The 20284-nt window shown below is 69.2% G+C and carries 18 protein-coding genes and 1 pseudogene; 14 read left to right on the top strand and 5 right to left on the bottom strand.

Annotated elements, in window-relative coordinates:
* Nucleotides 1-11: 11 nt before the first annotated feature.
* Entirely contained in the window at nucleotides 12-1868 is a 1857-nt protein-coding gene (locus I8J32_RS12900) for a fatty acyl-AMP ligase (RefSeq protein ID WP_200612843.1), read from the bottom strand.
* 692 nt (nucleotides 1869-2560) lie between these two features.
* On the opposite strand from I8J32_RS12900, the gene I8J32_RS12895 reads away from it, so the two are divergent.
* Nucleotides 2561-4300, top strand: coding sequence for an EAL domain-containing protein (locus I8J32_RS12895; protein WP_200612841.1), 1740 nt, complete (start codon nucleotides 2561-2563; stop codon nucleotides 4298-4300).
* A gap of 15 nt (nucleotides 4301-4315) precedes the next feature.
* Here the strand turns inward: I8J32_RS12895 and I8J32_RS12890 are convergent, their stop codons facing one another.
* The 4 genes from I8J32_RS12890 to flgA all read right to left on the bottom strand — a co-directional run bounded on the left by I8J32_RS12890 (nucleotide 4316) and on the right by flgA (nucleotide 7009).
* A complete protein-coding gene (locus tag I8J32_RS12890; protein WP_245156332.1) occupies nucleotides 4316-5494 on the bottom strand; it encodes an ATP-binding protein in 1179 nt (392 codons plus the stop codon).
* Between the two features lie 44 nt (nucleotides 5495-5538).
* A complete protein-coding gene (locus I8J32_RS12885; protein ID WP_200612837.1) occupies nucleotides 5539-5880 on the bottom strand; it encodes a flagellar protein FlgN in 342 nt (113 codons plus the stop codon).
* A 1-nt stretch (nucleotide 5881) separates the two neighbouring features.
* Nucleotides 5882-6193: a flagellar biosynthesis anti-sigma factor FlgM gene (flgM, locus tag I8J32_RS12880; protein WP_200612835.1), complete on the bottom strand. Its 312-nt coding sequence runs from the start codon at nucleotides 6191-6193 to the stop codon at nucleotides 5882-5884.
* Between the two features lie 123 nt (nucleotides 6194-6316).
* Complete coding sequence (gene flgA / locus I8J32_RS12875; protein ID WP_200612834.1) at nucleotides 6317-7009, bottom strand: flagellar basal body P-ring formation chaperone FlgA; 693 nt, start codon at nucleotides 7007-7009, stop codon at nucleotides 6317-6319.
* 132 nt (nucleotides 7010-7141) lie between these two features.
* Here flgA and I8J32_RS12870 point away from each other — a divergent pair, with 132 nt between their 5' ends.
* The 13 genes and pseudogenes from I8J32_RS12870 (at nucleotide 7142) to I8J32_RS17885 (ending at nucleotide 20280) form a co-directional block, all read left to right on the top strand.
* On the top strand, nucleotides 7142-8062 hold the full coding sequence (locus I8J32_RS12870) for a chemotaxis protein CheV (RefSeq protein ID WP_200612831.1): 921 nt from the start codon (nucleotides 7142-7144) through the stop codon (nucleotides 8060-8062).
* Nucleotides 8063-8193: 131 nt separating this feature from the next.
* Nucleotides 8194-8556, top strand: a complete 363-nt coding sequence (gene flgB, locus I8J32_RS12865; RefSeq protein ID WP_200612828.1) for a flagellar basal body rod protein FlgB — start codon at nucleotides 8194-8196, stop codon at nucleotides 8554-8556.
* A gap of 11 nt (nucleotides 8557-8567) precedes the next feature.
* Nucleotides 8568-8975: a flagellar basal body rod protein FlgC gene (flgC, locus tag I8J32_RS12860; RefSeq protein ID WP_200612825.1), complete on the top strand. Its 408-nt coding sequence runs from the start codon at nucleotides 8568-8570 to the stop codon at nucleotides 8973-8975.
* A gap of 29 nt (nucleotides 8976-9004) precedes the next feature.
* Nucleotides 9005-9673 (top strand): flagellar hook assembly protein FlgD, encoded by a 669-nt coding sequence (locus tag I8J32_RS12855; protein ID WP_200612822.1) that lies wholly within the window; start codon nucleotides 9005-9007, stop codon nucleotides 9671-9673.
* A gap of 86 nt (nucleotides 9674-9759) precedes the next feature.
* Nucleotides 9760-10981, top strand: a pseudogene (gene flgE, locus I8J32_RS12850) (flagellar hook protein FlgE).
* Between the two features lie 36 nt (nucleotides 10982-11017).
* Complete coding sequence (locus tag I8J32_RS12845) at nucleotides 11018-11764, top strand: flagellar basal body rod protein FlgF (protein WP_200612816.1); 747 nt, start codon at nucleotides 11018-11020, stop codon at nucleotides 11762-11764.
* A gap of 34 nt (nucleotides 11765-11798) precedes the next feature.
* The gene (flgG, locus tag I8J32_RS12840; protein WP_200612813.1) at nucleotides 11799-12584 is read left to right on the top strand and encodes a flagellar basal-body rod protein FlgG; all 786 of its coding nucleotides are present in this window, start codon (nucleotides 11799-11801) and stop codon (nucleotides 12582-12584) included.
* Nucleotides 12581-13327: a flagellar basal body L-ring protein FlgH gene (locus tag I8J32_RS12835; protein WP_407060968.1), complete on the top strand. Its 747-nt coding sequence runs from the start codon at nucleotides 12581-12583 to the stop codon at nucleotides 13325-13327. Before flgG ends, I8J32_RS12835 begins: the two co-directional genes overlap by 4 nt.
* A gap of 9 nt (nucleotides 13328-13336) precedes the next feature.
* Nucleotides 13337-14440 carry a flagellar basal body P-ring protein FlgI gene (locus I8J32_RS12830; RefSeq protein WP_200612807.1) on the top strand — a complete coding sequence of 368 codons (1104 nt, stop codon included), beginning with the start codon at nucleotides 13337-13339 and terminating at the stop codon, nucleotides 14438-14440.
* An 8-nt stretch (nucleotides 14441-14448) separates the two neighbouring features.
* Nucleotides 14449-15492 (top strand): flagellar assembly peptidoglycan hydrolase FlgJ, encoded by a 1044-nt coding sequence (gene flgJ / locus I8J32_RS12825; protein WP_200612805.1) that lies wholly within the window; start codon nucleotides 14449-14451, stop codon nucleotides 15490-15492.
* A gap of 3 nt (nucleotides 15493-15495) precedes the next feature.
* On the top strand, nucleotides 15496-17379 hold the full coding sequence (flgK, locus tag I8J32_RS12820) for a flagellar hook-associated protein FlgK (RefSeq protein WP_200612803.1): 1884 nt from the start codon (nucleotides 15496-15498) through the stop codon (nucleotides 17377-17379).
* A gap of 9 nt (nucleotides 17380-17388) precedes the next feature.
* A complete protein-coding gene (gene flgL, locus I8J32_RS12815; RefSeq protein ID WP_200612801.1) occupies nucleotides 17389-18606 on the top strand; it encodes a flagellar hook-associated protein FlgL in 1218 nt (405 codons plus the stop codon).
* A 165-nt stretch (nucleotides 18607-18771) separates the two neighbouring features.
* Complete coding sequence (locus tag I8J32_RS17885; protein ID WP_200612799.1) at nucleotides 18772-20280, top strand: flagellin; 1509 nt, start codon at nucleotides 18772-18774, stop codon at nucleotides 20278-20280.
* Nucleotides 20281-20284: the final 4 nt, after the last annotated feature.

The following is a 20284-nucleotide window of genomic DNA, read 5'->3' as shown; positions in this document are numbered from 1 at the left end:
CAGGCGGCGGGCTAACCGTTCTCCGCCACGGCGACGCGCGCGGCAGCCGGTGCCGGCGCATACCTCGGCATCGACTCGTCGCCTGGCGCCTGCCCGTAAGCGAGGGCAAGCTCGTTGGCCAGGTACAGTTCACGGCAGAGGCTGCGCTGCACCTTGCCGCTGCTGGATTTGGGCAGGCTGCTCGGACGGATCAGCACCACATCGCTGACCACGATCTCGTGCGTCTCCAGGACCCTGCGCCGGATGGCCTGGACCAGCGCCGGCATGTCGACCTTGCGCAGGCTGGTGCGGGCGATCTCGGCGACGATGCATACGCGCTCTTCGTCGCTGCATTCGTCGCGGAATCCAAATGCGGCCACGCCAGCGGCGTTGATCGCGGGATCCGTCGATTCGACCGTGGCTTCCAGGTCCTGCGGATAGTGATTGGAGCCGCGGACGATGATCACGTCCTTGATCCGGCCCGTGATGTACAGCTGTCCGTCAGCGATGAAACCCAGGTCGCCGGTGCGCATGAAGCCGCCCTCTCCCGACTCGGCGACATGCGCATCGAAGACTTCCAGGCTCTGTTCGACGCGCCCCCAATAGCCCTGCGCGACACTGGGCCCTTTTACCCAGACCTCGCCGACCGTGCCTGCCTCGCAGGTCCGGTGCGACACCTCGTCCACGATCCGCACGTCCTGACCCAGGTCTGCATGCGTGTGACCGCAGGCCACGATGGGCTGACCGGCCCGGCCGGCGGCATCGGCGATGCGTCGATGGGTGAGTTCGGCCTTGTCGACATATTTGCTTATCAGCGGCTGTCCCGCCGTGCCACCCGACACCATGAGGGTGCCCTCGGCCAGGCCATAGCAGGGCATCAGGGCCCGGCGCTCGAAGCCGCAGGGGGCGAAGGCTCTGGCGAACCGTTCCAGCGATCCGAGGCGGATCGGTTCGGCGCCGCTGAAGGCCACTTTCCAACTGGAAAGATCGAGTTCTTCCCGTTGCGCTTCAGTGACCTTGTCCACGCACAGGTCGAACGCAAAATTGGGGCCACCACTGAGATAGCCGCGATACCGGCTGATGGCCTGCAGCCAGCGGAACGGGCGCTGCAGGAAAACGGCCGGCGTCATGAAGACGGCGTGGCTCCCCAGCCAGACCGAGGCCAGCATCTTCGCGATCAGCCCCATGTCGTGGTAGATCGGCAGCCAGCTCACCAGCGCGGTGTCCTGGCTGGTCTGGTAGCTCGCCTGCAGCATGCGCTGGTTGTGCAGCAGGTTGGCGTGGCTGACCATCACGCCCTTGGGCAGGCCAGTGGAGCCCGACGTGTATTGCAGGAACGCGATCGCATCCGCCCCCACACCGGGGTGGGCCCATTGCGCCGCTTCGCCGAGCGCGACGTCGTCGCTGCAGATGAACTGCATCGCGGCCAACGCGGGCTGCTCGGCGATGGCAGCGTGGCGGTGCGCCTGGCGGCGCGAGGAATAGAGCGCGACCTGCGGCCGGCAGTCGCGTGCGATCGCTTCGATCCGAAGGTTGTGTTTGGCGCTGCGTGGCGGGAACAGCGGGACCGCGACGAGATCCGCGCACAGGCATGCGAAGAAGCCCACCATGTAGTCGATGCACGGCGGATACAGCAGCAGCACGCGGTCGCGCGGAGCGCAGTGCAGGCGCAGCCGCGCCGCCAGGGCCAGGACGCGATCGCAGAATTCGCCGTAGTTGATCGTCTCCGCGGCGTCCTCTCCATTCTCGAGGAACGTATAGACCGGCGAATGCTGCCGGTGCACGGAACGATCCAGCAGCAGGTCCACCCAGTTGGTGGCGGCGTCCGGGTGGGCGCTCGAGATCGAGCTCAGGTTGGAATCGGGAATTTCACGCGCAGCAACGACCATGACCCTCACTCCTTGTGGTCAGAAAGTGACATCTGCGGACTGGGGCGGAAGCATCCAGGCCCAGTTGGCATCGAGATCAGTAGGGAGAACGGTGCCGAGGGCAGTTCAACTTCCGGATGACGGAAGGCCCCCTGCGTTGCATCGTCCATTACTCAGTATTGAAGTGGCATCCGTGCGTCCATCGTGTAACCGTCCTTGTCTGTGTACTGATATCCAACGCAGTGCGGCGGCGAATCCGGCAACGTTGTTTGCATCAACAACGCTGCATGCGTCATGCGATCCCGATTGTCGTGTTGCGTGACGAGTCTACTATGGCGTCTTCTACATTTCTGTGTCGTGCACAATTCGATACATTTCGACACATTGAGATACAAATGACCGACCGGCCACCTGGAGGCCCTGTTTCAAGGGGTTTATGATGGCTCCGTCGTGCCGCGACGGAGGTCCCTCTTGCAGGATTGGCCATCCGCCAATATTTCACGTACACATTTGGTCGCACGAACGCCTCCCGTCTCCCCGGCGATCTTCACTGAACCAGACCTGCGTCACATAGCCACACATGCGCGCCCTGCCGGTGGCACGTTGCTCATCCCGCCCCTGATTGCATCGCGAGCGCGCCACGGCTCAGGCAACCCGGCCGTGATCCGGGGCCTCCACCGGGCGCCTCCACCGGACCGTCTATGCTGTGGGCGATGAACCCGCCCTTCGACCCGCACAGTGGCATTCCGCTCGACCCGACCACGGCCGTCTATCGCCTGGGCGCCGGCGGCCCCAGCTTGCCTGCCGGTCTGGCCGCGGCCAGCGCCACCGGACGCCGGGTCGCTCTGCTGCATGTGGATATCGACCGTCTCGGCGCGATCAATGAAAGCATGGGCGAAGTGGTGGGAGACAAGCTGCTGGCGGCCGTCGCGCAGCGGCTGCAGGAAGCGATGCCGACCGGTGCGTGGCTCTGGCGGCTTGGGAGCGACGAGTTCCTGGCGGGCGTGGGCTACCGGGGCGAGGAGCCTGACGGCCTGGTGCTGGCCGAGCGCCTGCGCGATGCATTCGAGACACCCCTCTCCATCCCGCCCTATGTCCTGCGCGTGACCCTGTCGATCGGCATTGCGGTCTATCCTGACGATGCCCAGGACGCCGCCTCGCTGTTGGCGCGGGCCGACCAGGTCGTGCGCGTGGCCAAGCGTGAAGGGCGCAACGGCATCGGCTTGTCCGCCTTGCAGGAGCGTTCCGGCGACACCGTCGAACAGCTCTCGCGCAGCGTGGTGGAGGCGATCGGCAACGACGAGTTCGAGCTGTACCACCAGCCGACCGTCAAAGCGCATGACGGCAGCATCGACGCGGTCAGTGTGCTGCTGCGCTGGCATAACAAGGAACATGGCCTGCTGCGCCCGAACCATTTCCTCGACCTGGTCGAGCGTAGCGGCATGTCGGCACGCCTGGGCTATTGGGTCGTGCACCGGGCCGTTGAGCAACTGGCCGCGTGGCGTGCCCAGGGCCTGGACTACCTCAACATGTCCGTGCACCTGGCCAACCCCATGCTGCTGCGCTCCGATTGCGTGAACCTGATCGGTGGCCTGCTCCACCGTTTCGGCATTCCCGGATCGGCCATGGAGTTCGAGATTTCCGAAAGCGTGCTCGCGCTCAATGCCCGCAACGTGCACGATGCGATCAGCGGGCTGCGCGGTCTCGGGTCGCGCATCACGGTGCAGGACTTCGGCATGGGCGGGCTGGGACTGGCGGCGCTCGCGCAGTACCCGCTCGACCGGCTCAAGATCGACCGCACCCTGATCCACAACGTCACCAGCGATCCGCGCACGGCCGCGATCGTGCGCGGCATCATCGCGATGGGGCATCGGCTGGGCATGCAGGTCACGGCCAAGGGCGTGGAGACCGAAGCGGAGCTCAACTTCCTGCGGCGCAACCATTGCGACTTCTTCCTGGGCCACCTGTTCAGTCCGCCGCGGCCCGCCCAGGACGTGGCTGAACTGATTCGCCGGCGTTTCCTGCTGCCCGAGGCGTTCGCAAGCACCCGGCCCGAACGCACGCTGCTGCTGCTCGACGACGAGGACAACGTGCTGCGGTCGCTCGTCCGCCTCTTCCGCCGCGATGGCTACCGGCTGCTCATCGCCAGCAGCGTGCAGGAGGCGTTCGACCTGCTGGCCAGCAACACAGTGCAGGTCATCGTCTCCGACCAGCGCATGCCCGACATGGACGGCACCGAGTTCCTCGGCCGCGTCCGCGAGATGTATCCGGACACGATCCGGATGGTGCTGTCGGGTTACACCGACCTGGCCACGATCACCGAAGCCATCAACCGCGGCGCCATCTATCGCTTCCTGACCAAGCCCTGGAACGACGACGAACTGCGCGACCACATCCAGGCCGCGTTCCGCGCGCACGACGAGCGCAGCGGCAGTTCGGAAGACGAATACTGAGCCGGTGCCCCGGCATCAGGCGGAATGGGACACCGGCTGCCGCACCGGCAGCACCATCCGGAACACGCTCCCCACGCCGGGCTTGCTGCTGACCTCGATCCGGCCATGGTGCTTGGCCATGATGTTGTAGGCGACCGCCAGCCCCAGGCCCGTGCCGCGGCCGATGGGCTTGGTGGTGAAGAAGGGTTCGAAGATGCGGCCGAGGACTTCGGGCGCGATGCCGCAGCCGGAATCGGCGACGCTGATCCAGGCCTCGCCTGCCTCGCAGCCGGTGGTGATCGTGATCGTGCCGCGATTGTCGATGGCCTGCCCGGCATTGATCAGCAGCGTCATCAGCACCTGGTTGATCTCGGATGGATGGCACTCCACCGGCGGCAGGTTGCCGTAGTGCCGCTCGAGCTGCACCTTGTACTTGAGCTCGTTCCAGACGATGTTGATCGTCGATTCCAGCCCCTTGTGCAGGTCGACGAGCCGCATCGGCTCCCCGCTGCCGCTGCTGCGCGAGAAATCCTTGAGGTCCTGGACGATCTTGGTGACGCGCTCGATGCCTTCGCGCGACTCTTCCAGCAGCTTGGGCAGGTCGCCGACGATGAAATCGATGTCCAGGCGTTCGCGCTTGCCCTGGACGTCGGCGCGCCACGCCTTGGGGTCGTCGGCGTGCAGCGCGGCCTCGTGGCACTCGAGCAGGGCCATCAGCGCGGTCAGGTATTCCTGCAGCGTGCCCAGGTTCGAGTGCACGTAGCCGATCGGGTTGTTGATCTCGTGCGCGACGCCGGCGGCGAGCTGGCCGATCGAGGCCATCTTCTCCGACTGCAGCAGCTGCTCCTGCGTGCCGGCCAGGCGGCGGGCGGTGTCGTGCAGTTCTTCGCGGCTGAGCTGGAGTTCGAACTCCGGCGTCACCCCGCCGCTCAGTTCGCCCATGGTAAGCAGGCTGCGCGCGCGGCCGTCGCGGGCCGTGGTGTACAGGCGGACCCCCAGGCGGAGCGGGCCTGCGTCGACCTGCCCGCTCCAGCGGCCGGTGGCGAGCGCGTCGTTCCAGTTGGAGGGCTGGATCAAGGCCAGCAGGCGTTGCGGATCGGCGGCCGGATCGGCAGACGGATCGATGCGGCGCGCGAGCGCATGGCTGGCGGGATTGGCATGGATCAGGCGGCCTTCGCCGTCGACCAGCATCGCGGCGGTGTCGACCAGGTCCATGGCCCAGTGATCCGCGTTGTCTTTGAGTCGGCTGGTGTCGTCGATCATCCTGTCCCGAGGCTGCGTGCCATCGGCCGTGCACCCGAATGCCCGTTGGCATCGTACACGCCCGCGGACTCCACGCGGCCCAGGTGACGCAGCGCCCAGCCCACTTCGCGACGGCGACGCGCCAGCAGCACGCCGTTGTCCTGGTTGAGCGCCCGCAGAGCAGTGAGGCGCTGGATCATCGCTTCGTCGGGAGCGAGCTGTTCGGCCCGCTGCAATGCGGCCAGCTTGGCCGCGGTCGAACTCAGGAGGGCGTCGACATCATGCTCCAGCAGTGCGCGGCGTTCGGCGCCCAGCGCCTGTTCCAGGGCTTCCAGCGGATGCACGGCGGTCGCGCTCATGTCAGCCTCCCAGCTGGCGGTCCAGGTCGATCATGCGCGAGGCGATCTGCTCCGCGTCGATCTGGTAGCTGCCGTCGGCGATGGCGGCCCGCAGTGACTGCACCTTGGCCAGGTCGATCCCGGCGGGGCTGGTGCCCAGCTGGCGACCCAGGGCCTGCAGGCCCTCGGCTTCGCCCGTGAGACGGACGCTGTCGGTCGGCGCGGTGGCGCCCACGGCCTGGCCGCGCTCGGAACCGGCACGGCTGATGGCGCTGGTCTGGCTGGACTCGGGCGGGCGGACGGCCGGGAGGCCGCCGTCGATCTTGTGGCTCATGACACGCTCCTGGGATGACTCGGTCGAGCACTGTAACGGCCCCTCCCCAGGGAACTTGAGCCAGAATTCCGACGCCGTCGCCGGCATCGGTCCAGATCTGCCGCGGACGTGGCCGGAAGCCGCTCAGGGCAGCAGTTCGACCAGCCCGTCCCCCGCCAGGCGGCCGCGCAGGACCCGGTGGGAGGCGGTGTTCTCGACGGAAATCCGTCCTCCCGCCTGGGCGGGGCCCAGGGCGCGCCCTTCCATCCGCACTTCCACGCCGCCATGACGGGCCACGAGCATGACCGGGTCGCCGCGGCGCAACGGCGTGCCTACCGCGATATCGGCCTGGGTCGGGATCACCCCAGGAGCCATTGCACGACTGGGCACCTGGCCGATCAGCTGCGCCGGGTCGGTAAATGCCGGAGCGGCGGCGCCGCCGACGTCCCGGCGCTGCACGACCAGCTGGTCGGCGGTGATCGGCACGCCGGCTGCGGCGGGCCGCTTAAGGGTGACCACCTGGGCTTCCTGGCGTATCCGCACCGGCACATACAGTTGCCAGCCCGGCACGTCGCCACAGCGCACCTGTGCCATGCGCGCACTCGAGGCCACTGCCTGCAGCGGCTGCGCACAGCGTCGCAGGCGCAGCCCGGCCGCGATCGTCGCCTGCGCCTGATCGGGCTGCGCACCCATCGCGGCGATGGCGACGGTGCGCACTTCTTCCATCGACTGCATCTCCGGCTCCGCGCCGCGCGCCGCGGCGGCGGCCGCGATCGCGAGCAGGGCCAGTGCGGCGATCTCGCCGCCGTGGCGGGACTTGGTGGTGGAGGGACGCATCGGTCGTCGCTGCTCGGCGTTGCGGAAGGCTCGTGGAAGACTGTGCAAGGACCGTGCCTTCACATCGACAGCCGCTTCCGGCCGCGGTCGGCCGCACTCAAGGATCGTCCGGCCGCGCCGATGACGCGGGGCATGAGCCAGGACCTTCTCGACCGCATCGACCAGCGCACCCGCCTGGCCGGCCACAACCGGCTGGCGCTGCTGCTGTTCCGGCTCGCTTCGCGTCAGCTTTTTGGCGTCAACGTATTCAAGGTGCAGGAAGTGCTCCCGCGCCCGGCCCTGTTCACCCTGCCCTCGCTGCCACCGGCCTTCGTCGGCGCGGCCGACGTCCGCGGCCGCAGCGTGCCCGTGCTCGATCTCGCCCGCGCGATCGGCCACGCCGCCGACCCGCAGTTCGACCCGCGCTACCTGGTGGTGACCGAGTTCAATCGCTCGGTGCAGGGCTTCCTGGTGGGCAGCGTCGACCGCATCGTGAACATCGCGGTCGAACACATCCAGCCACCCCCGGAACTGGGCGGCGACTGCCGCTACCTGACCGGCGTGACGCGCCACCAGGGCGAGCTGATCCAGCTGATCGACGTGGAAAGCGTGCTGGCCGAATCCGCCCCGCGCTGCAGCGACATCGGCTCGCTGAACGCGCTCCCCGCGGGCCCGGGCCCCCGCGAAGTGCTGGTCGTGGACGACTCCCGCGTGGCCCGCAACCAGATCCGGGCGGTGCTCAACCAGCTGGGTCTCGAGGCCATGCTCCTCTCCGATGGCCGCCAGGCGCTGGAGCATCTCCAGGCGCTGGCGCAGGGTGGCCAGCCGCCGCAGGAACGCTATGCCATGGTCATCTCCGACATCGAGATGCCGGCCATGGATGGCTACACGCTGACGACGGAAATCCGACGCGACCCCGCCCTGCGTGGCCTGCACGTGCTGCTGCATACGTCGCTGTCCGGCGTGTTCAACCAGGCGATGGTCGAGCGGGTCGGCGCCGACGACTTCGTCCCGAAATATTCGGAGCGCGAGCTCGCCCAGCGTGTCGCGGCGCGCATCGGCGCGGCCGCCTAGCGTCACGCCGGGGCCCCTGAAGGTCAGCTCGACCGTAGTCGCCGGGCGACGGCCGCCCTCACCTGCCTGAACCACCCCGGCCTCTGGCACACGCCTTGCCTCACCAGGACAACCGCTCCTGGAGGGCATCCATGTCCGACTTCCTTGGCATCCATGGCACCGCACTGGCGTTGCGCGAGCATCGCCTGCAGTTGCTGGCCGCGAACATCGCCAACGCCGACACGCCGAACTACCAGGCGCAGGACCTCGACTTCAACGGCGCCCTCAATGCCGCCCTGCAACCAGGCGCAGGAGCCGGAGGCGACGCCATCACGGCCGCCGCGGAGGGCTCGCGATTCACGCGCGCCGGCACGCAACCCAGCCTGGACGGCAACACGGTGGACGGTGACCGCGAGAACGCGGCCTTCGCCCAGGCTTCGCTCGAGTACCGCGCCTCGCTTTCGTTCATCGAATCGAAAGTGCGCTCGATGCTGACCGCGATCACCGGCCAGTAGGGAGTCCGGACATGAGCAACCTTCCTATCTTCGATGTCGCCGGTTCGGCGATGAATGCCCAGTCGGTACGCCTGAGCACCGTCGCCTCGAACCTGGCCAACGCCGATTCCATCTCCGGCGATCCGAACGCGGTATTCCGCGCCAAGCAGCCCGTGTTCTCCGCCGAACCGGTCGCCGGCAACCCCGCGCTGGCCGGCGTGCAGGTGGAGGAAGTGACCGAGAGCACGGCCGCGCCGCTCAAGCGCTACGAGCCCGGCCATCCGCTTGCCGATGCCCAGGGCTACGTCTACGCCCCGGACATCGATCCGGTCGCGCAGATGGTCGACCTGATTTCGGCCTCGCGCAGCTACCAGGCCAACGTCGAGGTGTTCAACAGCGCCAAGGAACTCGCGCTGGCCACCTTGAACATGGGCCGCTGACGGCCCCCGCTCCCGCACACGGACCCCACATGAACGTGATCACCAAAGCCGGCACGGAAAACACCTACGCCGCGCTGGGCCTCGAATCGACGGCCACTGCGCGCAACAGCTCGCTTGGCCAGGCCGACTTCCTGCGCCTGATGACCGAGCAGCTGAAGAACCAGGACCCGCTCAAGCCGCTGGACAACGCCCAGTTCCTGGGCCAGCTGGCGCAGTTCTCCACCGTGCAGGGCATCGACCGCATGCAGAACGCCATGGGCGCCGTCGCCAACGTGATGGAGTCCGACCAGGCGCTGCGCGCCGCCGCGCTGGTCGGCCACGACGCCCTCATCGAGGTGTCCACGCTGGAACTGCAGGCCGGCACCCAGGTCGACGGCGAGGTCACCGCGCCTTCCGCCGGCCCGATCACCTTCGAAATCGTCGATGCCAGCGGCGCCACCGTGCGCACGATGACGGTGCAGGCCGCCACGGCGGGCGCCACCGACTTCCATTGGGACGGGCGCAACGATGCCGGCGATGTGGCCGGCGCCGGCCGCTACACGATCCGCGCCAGCGCCGGTTCCGGCAGCAACGTGGAAGCGCTGGCCGTCAGCGTCGAGGCCAACGTCGACAGCGTGTCGATCGGCGCCGACGGCCTGGTCCTGAATCTCGCCGGCCTCGGCAGCCATCCGCTGTCGGCAATCCGCCGCATCGGCTGACGCCGGTGCACCAGAACAGCACGCTCCACCGCAGCACGCTCCACCTCAGCAACAGCACGCCAACACTCGGCCCAAGGGGAATCGCAATGAGTTTCCGCATCTCGCTCAGTGGCATGAACGCGGCCTCGGCCGACCTCAACGTCACCTCGCACAACATCGCCAACGCCAACACCACCGGCTTCAAGCAGTCGCGGGCCGAGTTCGGCGACGTCTTCGCCATCTCCGGCGCCGGCCTGTCCCGCAACGCGATCGGCGCCGGTGTGCGCCTGGAGCGCGTGGCGCAGCAGTTCGGCCAGGGCAACGTCGACTTCACCGGTCGCTCCCTGGACCTGGCACTGTCGGGGGGAAGGGTTCTTCACCCTGTCCAATGGCGGCTCGATGGTCTATTCGCGCGCCGGCAACTTCGGCACCGACCGCAACGGCTACGTCGTCAACCCGGCCAACCAGCGCCTGCAGGTGTTCCTGCCCAATGCCAGTGGCGCGGGCTTCGACACCGGCCGCATGGCCGACCTGCAGCTGGCCAGCGGTGATTCGCCGCCGCAGGCCACCGGCGAGGTCGAAGTCGGCACCAACCTGCCGGCCAACGCCAGCGCGCCGACCGGCACGCCCTTCGACGCCATGGACCCGACGACCTACAACTACACCACGTCCCTGACCGTCTACGACTCGCTGGGTGCGTCGCACACGCAGTCGCTGTACTACGTCAAGACGGCCAATCCGAACGAATGGCAGGTGCAGTCGCAGATCGACGGCGTCGACGTCGGCGGACCGCAGACCCTGCAGTACTCCGCCACCGGCCAGATGACCACGCCGGCCAATGGCCGCATCACCCTGCCCCCGTACACGCCGCCCACCGGCGCCGTGCCGATGGCGGTGACCCTGGACGTGGGCAACTCCACCCAGTACGGCAACGCGTTCAGCGTCGCCGCGCTGGTGCAGGACGGCTACGCCACGGGACAGCTCACCGGCATCGAAGTGTCCAGCGAAGGCATCGTCAATGCCCGTTACACCAACGGCGTGTCGACCGCGCTGGGACAGGTGGCGCTGACCAGCTTCGCCAACCCGCAGGGCATGCAGCCGGTGGGCGACAACGCCTGGGCCGAGACCTTCGAATCCGGCCAGCCGCGTCGCGGCGCGGCAGGGTCCTCGGACCTGGGCCTGGTGCAGGGCGGCGCGCTGGAAGCATCCAACGTCGATCTCACCGAGCAGCTGGTCAACATGATCTCCGCGCAGCGCAACTTCCAGGCCAACGCGCAGATGATCTCCACGCAGGACCAGATCACGCAGACCGTGATCAACATCCGCTGATTCGACATCGGCTAGCAACAGAGCAGGCGGACGGTCATGGACAAGAGTCTCTACATCGCGATGACGGGCGCCAGCGCCACGCTGCGCGCGCAGGCCGGGGTCGCCCACAACCTGGCCAATGCCGACACGGTCGGTTTCCAGGCCACCTTGACCGGCACGGTGGCCGCGCCGGTCGCCGGGCCGGGGCTGCCCTCGCGCGTGGCCACGATCGGGCAGTCGATGGGCGTGAGTGGCGCCGCCGGCGCGATCACGACCACCGGCAACGCGCTGGATGTCGCCCTGCAGCCGGGCCACTGGCTCGCGGTGCAGGACAGCGCAGGCGGCGTCGCCTACACGCGCGCCGGCGACCTCAGGGTCAGCCAGAACGGCCTTCTCACCACCGGCAGCGGCCTGCCCGTGCTGGATGCGTCCGGCGCGCCGATGTCGATCCCGCCGCATGACTCGGTGCAGATCGGCGGCGATGGCACGGTCTCGATCGTGCCCCAGGGCCAGGCCGCCTCCACGATGGCCAACGCCGGGCGCCTGCAGATCGTCGCCGCCCAGACCCGCGACCTCGTCCGCGGCGAGGACGGCCTGATGCACGCCGCACCCGGCGCCCCGGCCCCGACACCTGCCTCCGGCAGCGTGCTCACCGCCGGCGTGCTGGAAGGCAGCAATGTCGACGGCACCGGAATGCTGGTGTCGATGATCCAGCTCGCCCGCCAGTTCGAGATGCAGGTACGGGTCTTGCACAGCGGTGACGAGAGCGCGCGGGCCGCCAACACCCTGCTGTCTTCGCGCTGAGTTCCACCCCTTCATTTCTTCCGAGTAGACCGCCATGACCCAGGCTCTGTGGATCGCCAAGACCGGCCTCGACGCGCAGCAGACGCGCATGGCGGTCATCTCCAACAATCTGGCCAACACCAACACCACCGGCTTCAAGCGCGACCGCGCCAGCTTCGAGGACCTGCTGTACCAGACCGTCCGCCAGCCCGGCGGCGCGTCCTCCGAGCAGACCCAGCTGCCCAGCGGCCTGTCCACGGGCACCGGCGTGCGCGTGGCCTCCACCGCCAAGCAGTTCGCGCAGGGCAACCTCAACCAGACCGGCAACGCGCTGGACGTGGCCATCAACGGCCGCGGCTTCTTCGAGGTGCTGCTGCCCGACGGCAGCAGCGCCTACACCCGCGATGGCAGCTTCCAGATCAACGCGCAGGGCGAGATGGTGACCAACGCCGGCTACCCGGTGCAGCCTGGACTGCAGCTGCCCGAGGGCGCCCAGAGCGTGACCATCGGCAGCGACGGCACGGTCAGCGTGCAGATCGCCGGCCAGGCCGAGGCGGTGCAAGTCGGTTCCTTGACGCTGGCCGACTTCGTCAACCCCGCCGGCCTGCAGGCCAAGGGCGAGAACCTCTACATCGAGACCGGCGCCAGCGGCCCGGCGCAGAGCGGCGCGCCCGGACAGGGTGGCGCGGGCCTGCTGGTGCAGGGCGCGCTGGAAGGCTCGAACGTGAACGTCGTCGAGGAGCTGGTGTCGATGATCGAGACGCAGCGGGCCTACGAAACCAACGCCAAGGCGATCTCGACCACCGACTCCATGCTCGGCTTCCTCAACAACAACCTGTGAGCCGTGCCGTGATGAACGCTGCCAAGGCGATTGCAATCGCCACTGCCCTGCTCGCCCTGTCCGGCTGCGCCAGCATCGTCGGCGACGTGCGCCCCTTCGAGCAGGTACAGCCGGTGGCGCAAACCCCGGCGGTGCAAGTGCCCGCGGCGGCGGCGCCGACCGCCGGCGACGGCGGCGGTTCGATCTTCGCCAATGCCCAGGCGGGCGGCGGCACGGGCCAGCGCGGCATGCGCCTGTTCCAGGACAGCAAGGCGCGCGAGCTGGGCGACCTGCTCACCATCGTCCTGATCGAGAACACCCGCGCCAAGACCAATGCCAAGACCGCCGTCACCAAGGACGCCGGCGTCGGCCTGGCGGCGCCCACGATCTTCGGCCGGAACGTCACCTACAACGGCAACCCGATCCTGCAGGCCGAGATCGAGGGCACCCGCGACTTCGCCGGCGCCGGCGACAGCGCGCAGAGCAACCAGCTGGCCGGCAACATCACCGTCACCGTGGTCGAACAGCTGGGCAACGGCAACCTGCGCGTGGCCGGCGAGAAGCGCGTGCGCCTGAACCAGGGCGACGAACTCGTCCAGGTTCAAGGAATCGTCCGCATCGCCGATATCGGTCCCGACAACCGCATTACCTCGGATCGGGTGGGCGAGGCACGCATCGTCTATGGCGGTCGCGGCACGCTGGCCCGTTCCAACGCGATGGGCTGGCTGGGCCGCTTCTTCAACTCCGCCGCCTTCCCCTACTGAGGACGCGACATGCGTGCATCCATCGCGACACTCCTCACCCTCGCGGCCACGGCGCTGCTCGCCTGCGCGCCAGCCCATGCCGAGCGCATCAAGGACCTGGCCCAGGTGGCCGGCGTCCGCGGCAATCCCCTGGTCGGCTACGGCCTGGTCGTGGGTCTGGACGGCAGCGGCGACCGCACCAGCCAGACGCCCTTCACGGTGCAGAGCCTGAAGACCATGCTCGACCAGCTGGGCGTCACCATTCCGCCCGGCGTCAATCCGCAACTGAAGAACGTCGCGGCCGTCGCCATCCAGGCCGAACTGCCCGCATTCGCCAAGCCCGGCCAGACCATCGACATCACCGTATCGTCGATCGGCAACGCCGGATCGCTGCGGGGCGGCAGCCTGCTGATGGCCCCGCTGCGCGGCGCCGACGGCCAGGTGTACGCCATCGCCCAGGGCACACTGGTGGTCGGCGGCTTCGGCGCCGCGGGCCGCGACGGCTCCAAGATCTCGGTCAACGCCCCCAACGGCGGCAGCATTCCCAACGGCGCAATCGTCGAACGCGCGGTGGCCAGCAGCACCGGCAACGGCGCGGTCACGCTCAACCTGCACGACGCCGACTTCACCACGGCCGCGCGCATCGTCGCCGCGATCGACGCCACCTTCGGCCCGGGCCGCGCCCGGGCGCTGGACGGCGTCACCATTGAAGTGGCGCCGCCTGCCGGCGACCGCATCGCGTTTCTCGCCCAGCTCGAATCGCTGGACATCAGCCCCGGCGCCGCCGCGGCCAAGGTGATCGTCAGTGCGCGCACCGGCACCGTCGTCGTCGGCGGCCAGGTGACGGTGCTGCCGGCGGCCGTGTCCCACGGCGCTCTCACCGTCTCGATCACCGAGGGCGCGCAGATCAGCCAGCCCGAGGCGTTTGCCGATGGCCGCACCGTGGTCAGGCCGCAGTCGGACGTGCAGGCCAGCCAGGAGGGCGGCCGCATGTTCCTCTTCCCCGGCGGCACGTCGCTGGAAACCATCGTCCGTGCCATCAATGCCGTCGGCGCCGGCCCCGGCGACATCGTCGCGATCCTGGAAGCGCTCAAGCGCGCCGGGGCGCTGCGCGCCGAGCTCGAGGTGATCTGAGCACGGCCATGCGTCTGCCTTCCACTCACGCCATCGCACTCGAGCCCGCACAGGGCTCTTCGCGTTCGCGCATCGAGCAGGCGGCGCGCGAGCTGGAAACCCAGTTCGCGCAGATGCTGATCAAGTCGATGCGCAGCGCCACGCCGGGCGATCCGATGCTCGGCGGCAACACGACCTATCGCGAGATGTACGACCAGCAGCTCGCCCGCGAACTGGGCAAGGGCCGTGGCCTGGGCCTGGCGCCGATGATCGTCCGTCAGCTGGAGCGGTCGACGCAGCAGGCCGCGTCCGCCACGACGACGCCGTCGTCGCCCACCTTCCTGCCGCTGGCCAGGCCGGCAGCGCCGATGCCGCTGGCGGCACCGGTGTCGGTGGACCTGTCCGCATCCCCGCTGGCGCTGGCACCCACGCGCAGCGGCGTGTCCATGCCTGCCTTCGCAGCCGTGGCACCCACCTTCGACACGCCGCCGGCGCCGTCCACGCAGCCGGCCTGCGACCCCAACGCCCCGCTGGACTGCAGCAGCCCGGAAGCCTTCGTGCGTTCGATCTGGCCACACGCGCAGAAGACCGCGGCCGAACTGGGCGTTCCCGCCAAGGCACTGGTCGCGCAGGCGGCGCTGGAAACCGGCTGGGGCCGGCGACTGGTCAAGCGCGGCGGCGAGACTTCGCACAACCTGTTCGGCATCAAGGCCGGCTCGCGCTGGAGCGGGCAGCGCATGAGCGCCAGCACCCACGAATTCACCAACGGCGTGCGCCACACCGAGCGCGCCGACTTCCGCGCGTACGGTTCGGCCGCCGACAGTTTCGCCGACTATGCGCGCCTGCTCGGCAAGGACCGGTACGCCGGTGCGCGCGGCACCGGCGACGACACGCAGCGCTTCGCCAGCGCGCTGCAGAAGGCCGGCTACGCGACCGATCCTTCGTACGCGGCCAAGATCACCGCGATCGCCAATGGCGCCACCTTGAACCGCGCGCTGGCGGCCGTGCCCGCGGTGGCCATGCCCGGCACCGCGGTCGCCACCGCCTCACACTCCACCGTGCCCAGGGGCTAATCGATGAGCGGCATCCTCAGCACCGGAAGTTCCGCCCTGCTCGCCTTCCAGCGCGCCCTGGGCACTGTCGGCCACAACGTCGCCAACGCCGCGACGCCGGGCTACAGCCGCCAGCGCGTCGATCTGGCCGCGCGTCCCGGCCAGTCGGTCGGCCCCGGCTACGTCGGCCAGGGCGTCGACGTCTCCGCGCTGCAACGGCTCGCCGACGGCCTGGTGTTCGCGCGCCAGGTCGACAGCAGCGGCGAACTGGGCCGGCTCTCGCAGCTGTCCACGCTCTCCGACCGCATCGACGCCCTGGTCTCCGACGGCGCCACCGGCGTTTCGGGCCCGTGGGCCGCCTTCTTCACCGCCGCCGACGCGGTCACCGCGAGCCCCACCTCGAACGTCGCGCGCACGCAGATGCTCAGCGCGGGACAGACGCTCGCCGCGCGGTTCCGCTCGCTGGACTCGCAACTCAACACGCTGGAGAACGAAGTCGACACGCGCCTGCAGGGCAAGGTCGGCGACGCCAACCAGCTGGCCACCGAGATCGCCCGCCTCAACGGGGATATCGCCACGGCCGGCAGCAACGCCTCGCCCGACCTGCTCGATGCCCGCGCGATGCGCATCGACCAGCTCGCATCCCTCGTGGGCGGCACCACCGTGGCGCAGGACGACGGGGCGCTGAATGTCTTCACCGCCGGTGGCCAGGCGCTGGTGCTGGGCAACCGCGCCATGCAGCTGAGCACGGTGGCCGATCCCTACCAGCCCGACCGCATGCAACTGGCCCTGGAAGGCAGTGGCGGCAAGGTCCAGCTGTCGGCCAGCGCGGTCACCGGCGAACTGGGCGGCCTGCTGGAATTCCGTGGCCGCGTGCTGGATCCGGCGCGCGCGGAACTGGGCCGGATGGCCACGACGTTCGCCCAGTCGTTCAACGCCGCCCATGGTGCCGGCGTGGACTACAACGGGGCACCGGGCGGCGATGTGTTCGCCATCGGTGGCCCCTCCCTGGCAGCGCACGCCGCCAACGCCGGCAACGCGACCCTCACCGCGTCCGTAGGCGATCCCTCCGCGCTCAAGGGCAACGACCTGGTGCTGCGCTTCGACGGCAGCTGGACGGCCACGCGGACCGACACCGGCGCCGCCGTGCCGATCACGGGCAGCGGCACCGCGGCCGATCCCCTGCGCGTCGATGGCGTCGACCTCGTAGTCGGTGGCGCGCCCGGCGTCGGCGATCGCTTCAATCTGTCGCCGACCCGCGGCAGCGCGGGAACGCTGCAGGTCGTGCTCGCGGATCCGGCGAAAATCGCCGCCGCCGGGCCCCTGCAGTCGAACACGGACCCGGCCAACCTCGGCACCGCCACGATCGCCGCCACGCAGGTCACCAGCGCGGCCGCTTTCGGCAGCTTTGCCGGCGCGACCATCGAGTTCATCGACGACACGCAGTACACCGTCAACGGTGCCGGGCCCTATGCCTACACCGCAGGTTCGGCGATCGCCGATGCCGCGGGTGGCTGGTCGGTCGCACTGAGCGGCCAACCCGCCGCCGGCGACCGCTTCACCCTCGCCCGCACGCCCGCGCATTCGGGCGACAACGCCAATGCGCGTGCGCTCGGTGCGATGGACCAGAAGCGCCTGCTGGACGGCGGCGCCCTGTCGCTCACCGACGGCCTGGCCGGACTTACGGCGCGCGTGGGCACCGATGCGCGCCACGCCGAACTGGGCCTGGAGGCGCAGACCGCCATCCATGGCCAGATCGCGGCCGAACGCGAATCCGTCAGTGGCGTGAACCTGGACGAGGAGGCGGCCGACATGCTGCGCTTCCAGCAGGCCTACCAGGCCGCCGCGCAGGTGATCAGCACCGCCGACAACATGTTCCAGACACTGCTTTCGGCCGTGCGCCGATAAGGGTCCGCCATGACACTGCGCATCTCCACCGCCGCCCTCTACCAACAGGGCCTGCAGGGCCTGCTGAAACGGCAGGATGACGTCGCCCGTGCCCAGCGGCAGCTGGTGACCGGCAACAAGCTCGAGCGCGCGGCCGACGATCCGTCCGGCATGGCGCAGGCCCAACGCCTGGACCACGCGGTGGCGCGCCTGGAACAGTTCGGCGCCAATGCCGGACTGCTGGAGAACCGGCTGCGTTCGCAGGAACAGGCCTTGTCGGAAGTCAACGACAAGCTGGTGCGCGCACGCGAACTGGCCATCCAGGCCAACAGCCCGGTGTTGTCCGCGGCCGACCGCAAGTCCATCGCCAACGACCTGCGGGCGATCCGCGCCGATTTGCTAGGCATCGCCAATCGCGACGACGGCACGGGACGCCGCCTGTTCGCGGGCAACCGCGATGGCGTGGTGCCGTTCACCGAAAGCGCCGGCAGCGTGGTCTACGCCGGCGACGATGGCCGCAACCAGGTCGAAGTCGCGCCCGACCTGTCGCTGCAGGACACCGATCCTGGCAGTGACGTGTTCCTGCGCGTGCGCACCGGCGACGGTCTCGTGCGTGGCAGTGCCGCCGCGTCCAACGCGGGCAACGGCGTGCTGCAGGCCACCTCGGTCAGCGATCCCACCGCGTGGGCCGGGCGCCGGCTGACCGTCGAGTTCACCGCGCCCGACGCCTACCGCGTGCTGGACGACACCGGCGCCACCATCGCGACCGGCACTTACGCCGCGCCGACCAGCAGCGCCAGTACGACGATCTCCAGCGCGGGCGTGCAGCTGACACTCACCGGCGCGCCCGCCGCCAACGATCGCTTCACGGTCGAGCGCGCGCCCGTGCGCGACGTGTTCGCCACCCTGCAGGGCCTGGCCGACGCACTGGACGCACCGGCCGTCACCCCGTCCGGGATGGCGCAACGCGACAACGCCGTGGGCGCGGCCATCAGTGACTTGGGCACCGCCCAGGACCACATGCTTGCCGTGCGTTCTTCCACCGGCATCCGGCTGGCGTCGCTGGACACGGCATCCGACGTGCGCGAAGGCACCGACATCTCACTGGCGCAATCGCTGTCGCACCTGCGCGACGTCGACTACGCCGAGGCCGCCAGCCGCCTCACCCTGCAGCTGACCGCACTGGAAGCGGCGCAGAAAACGATGCTGCGCATCCAGGGCAATTCGCTGTTCGACAAGCTCGGCTGACCCGTTCAGCCGATCGGACGGTTCTTCGATCGATCCCGGCACTAAAGCTTGACAAAGCCTTGCCGTTATCCCTCACAGCAGCGGCGCGGGCCATCAGCCAACACCCTGCGATAGCCGGCCCAGGCTTTCGTGCCGCCGGATCCAAACTTCTCGGAGACCGCCAAAATGCAAGTCATCAACACCAACGTGATGTCGCTCAACTCGCAGCGCAACCTGTCCGCTTCGGGCGGCGAACTGGCCACGAGCCTGCAGCGCCTGTCCTCGGGCCTGCGCATCAACAGCGCCAAGGACGACGCCGCCGGCCTCGCGATCTCGCAGCGCTTCACCACGCAGATCCGCGGCATGGACCAGGCCGCCCGCAACGCGAACGACGGCATCTCGCTGGCCCAGACCGCCGAAGGCGCCATGGGTGAGATCGGCAACAACCTGCAGCGCATCCGCGAGCTGGCCGTCCAGTCGCGCAACGCCACCAACTCCGCCTCCGACCGCGCCGCGCTGAACGCCGAAGCCCAGCAGCTGAAGGCCGAAATCGACCGCGTGTCCTCGACCACCAACTTCAACGGCGTCAAGCTGCTGGACGGTTCGTTCGCCAACCAGACCTTCCAGGTCGGCGCCAACCAGGGCGAGACGATCAACATCTCCGCCATCGCCAACGCCAGCTCCGCTTCGCTGGGCAGCTGGACGAGCGTGGACGGCCCGGCCACCGTGGCGGGCGCCGCTCCGGTCGGCGGCGGCGGTTCGGCTGCCGTCAACGGCACCGGCACCCTGTCGACGGCCAGCTTCGCTGCCCCGACCAACGCCGACGGCTTCAACTACGACACCTTCGACATCGACGTCAACGGCGCGACCGTGACCGTGGCTGCGACCACGACGGCCACCACCGCCGCCGAAGGCAAGGACGCGATGCTGGCCAACGTCAAGGCCGCCATCGATGCCGAAGGCATCACCGGCCTGACCATCGACGACTCGGTCGCCGGCACGCTGTCCTTCAGCAACACCGGCGCCGCCGTGACCATCACCGACAGCGCGGGCGCCGAACTGGGCGGCAACGTGTCCGTCACCGCCGGCACCCCGGCCGTCTCGGCCAGCTTCTCGGCCGTCGGCGCCGGTGCGTTCACCATCAACGGCACCGACATCACCGTCGGCGCGGCCGCCGATGCCACCACCCGCCTGAGCGACCTGACCACGGCGATCAACGCGCAGACCGGCACCACGGGCGTCACCGCCTCGGTCGTCAGCGGCGCGCTGAGCCTGACCTCGAACAGCGACATCGTCATCGGTGGCAGCAGCGGCACGACCGTGACGCAGCAGACCGGCCTGAGCACCGGCACGACCGCCGTCGTCCCGGGCACCGCGCAGACCGGCTTTGGTTCGCTGGACATCTCCACCGTTTCCGGCGCCGATGCCGCGATGCTGGCCATGGACGGTGCGCTCAGCGCGATCAACACCGCCCGCGCCAACATGGGTGCCGTGCAGAACCGCTTCAGCTCGGTCGTCGCCAACCTGTCGGCCACCTCGGAAAACCTGTCGGCTGCCCGCAGCCGGATCCAGGACGCCGACTTCGCGAAGGAATCGGCCCAGCTGACCCGCAACCAGATCCTGCAGCAGGCCGGTACCGCGATGCTGGCCCAGGCCAACCAGGCGCCGCAGGGCGTGCTCGGCCTGCTCCGCTAAGCGC

The organism is Lysobacter solisilvae, from assembly GCF_016613535.2.
Lineage (GTDB): Bacteria > Pseudomonadota > Gammaproteobacteria > Xanthomonadales > Xanthomonadaceae > Agrilutibacter > Agrilutibacter solisilvae.
Note: the sequence above shows the minus strand (reverse complement) of the source record. Positions and strands in the feature narration are given on the sequence as shown.

Bases quoted from the DNA above. Each gene is read 5' to 3' on its own strand.
- flgM (WP_200612835.1), bottom strand. From the start codon at position 6,193: ATGAGCCACAAGATCGACGGCGGCCTCCCGGCCGTCCGCCCGCCCGAG.
- flgA (WP_200612834.1), bottom strand. From the start codon at position 7,009: ATGCGTCCCTCCACCACCAAGTCCCGCCACGGCGGCGAGATCGCCGCA.
- flgL (WP_200612801.1), top strand. From the start codon at position 17,389: ATGACACTGCGCATCTCCACCGCCGCCCTCTACCAACAGGGCCTGCAG.
- I8J32_RS12855 (WP_200612822.1), top strand. From the start codon at position 9,005: ATGAACGTGATCACCAAAGCCGGCACGGAAAACACCTACGCCGCGCTG.
- I8J32_RS12895 (WP_200612841.1), top strand. From the start codon at position 2,561: ATGAACCCGCCCTTCGACCCGCACAGTGGCATTCCGCTCGACCCGACC.
- flgB (WP_200612828.1), top strand. From the start codon at position 8,194: ATGTCCGACTTCCTTGGCATCCATGGCACCGCACTGGCGTTGCGCGAG.
- I8J32_RS17885 (WP_200612799.1), top strand. From the start codon at position 18,772: ATGCAAGTCATCAACACCAACGTGATGTCGCTCAACTCGCAGCGCAAC.
- flgC (WP_200612825.1), top strand. From the start codon at position 8,568: ATGAGCAACCTTCCTATCTTCGATGTCGCCGGTTCGGCGATGAATGCC.
- flgG (WP_200612813.1), top strand. From the start codon at position 11,799: ATGACCCAGGCTCTGTGGATCGCCAAGACCGGCCTCGACGCGCAGCAG.
- I8J32_RS12830 (WP_200612807.1), top strand. From the start codon at position 13,337: ATGCGTGCATCCATCGCGACACTCCTCACCCTCGCGGCCACGGCGCTG.
- flgK (WP_200612803.1), top strand. From the start codon at position 15,496: ATGAGCGGCATCCTCAGCACCGGAAGTTCCGCCCTGCTCGCCTTCCAG.
- flgJ (WP_200612805.1), top strand. From the start codon at position 14,449: ATGCGTCTGCCTTCCACTCACGCCATCGCACTCGAGCCCGCACAGGGC.
- I8J32_RS12870 (WP_200612831.1), top strand. From the start codon at position 7,142: ATGAGCCAGGACCTTCTCGACCGCATCGACCAGCGCACCCGCCTGGCC.
- I8J32_RS12885 (WP_200612837.1), bottom strand. From the start codon at position 5,880: ATGAGCGCGACCGCCGTGCATCCGCTGGAAGCCCTGGAACAGGCGCTG.
- I8J32_RS12900 (WP_200612843.1), bottom strand. From the start codon at position 1,868: ATGGTCGTTGCTGCGCGTGAAATTCCCGATTCCAACCTGAGCTCGATC.
- I8J32_RS12845 (WP_200612816.1), top strand. From the start codon at position 11,018: ATGGACAAGAGTCTCTACATCGCGATGACGGGCGCCAGCGCCACGCTG.
- I8J32_RS12890 (WP_245156332.1), bottom strand. From the start codon at position 5,494: ATGGACCTGGTCGACACCGCCGCGATGCTGGTCGACGGCGAAGGCCGC.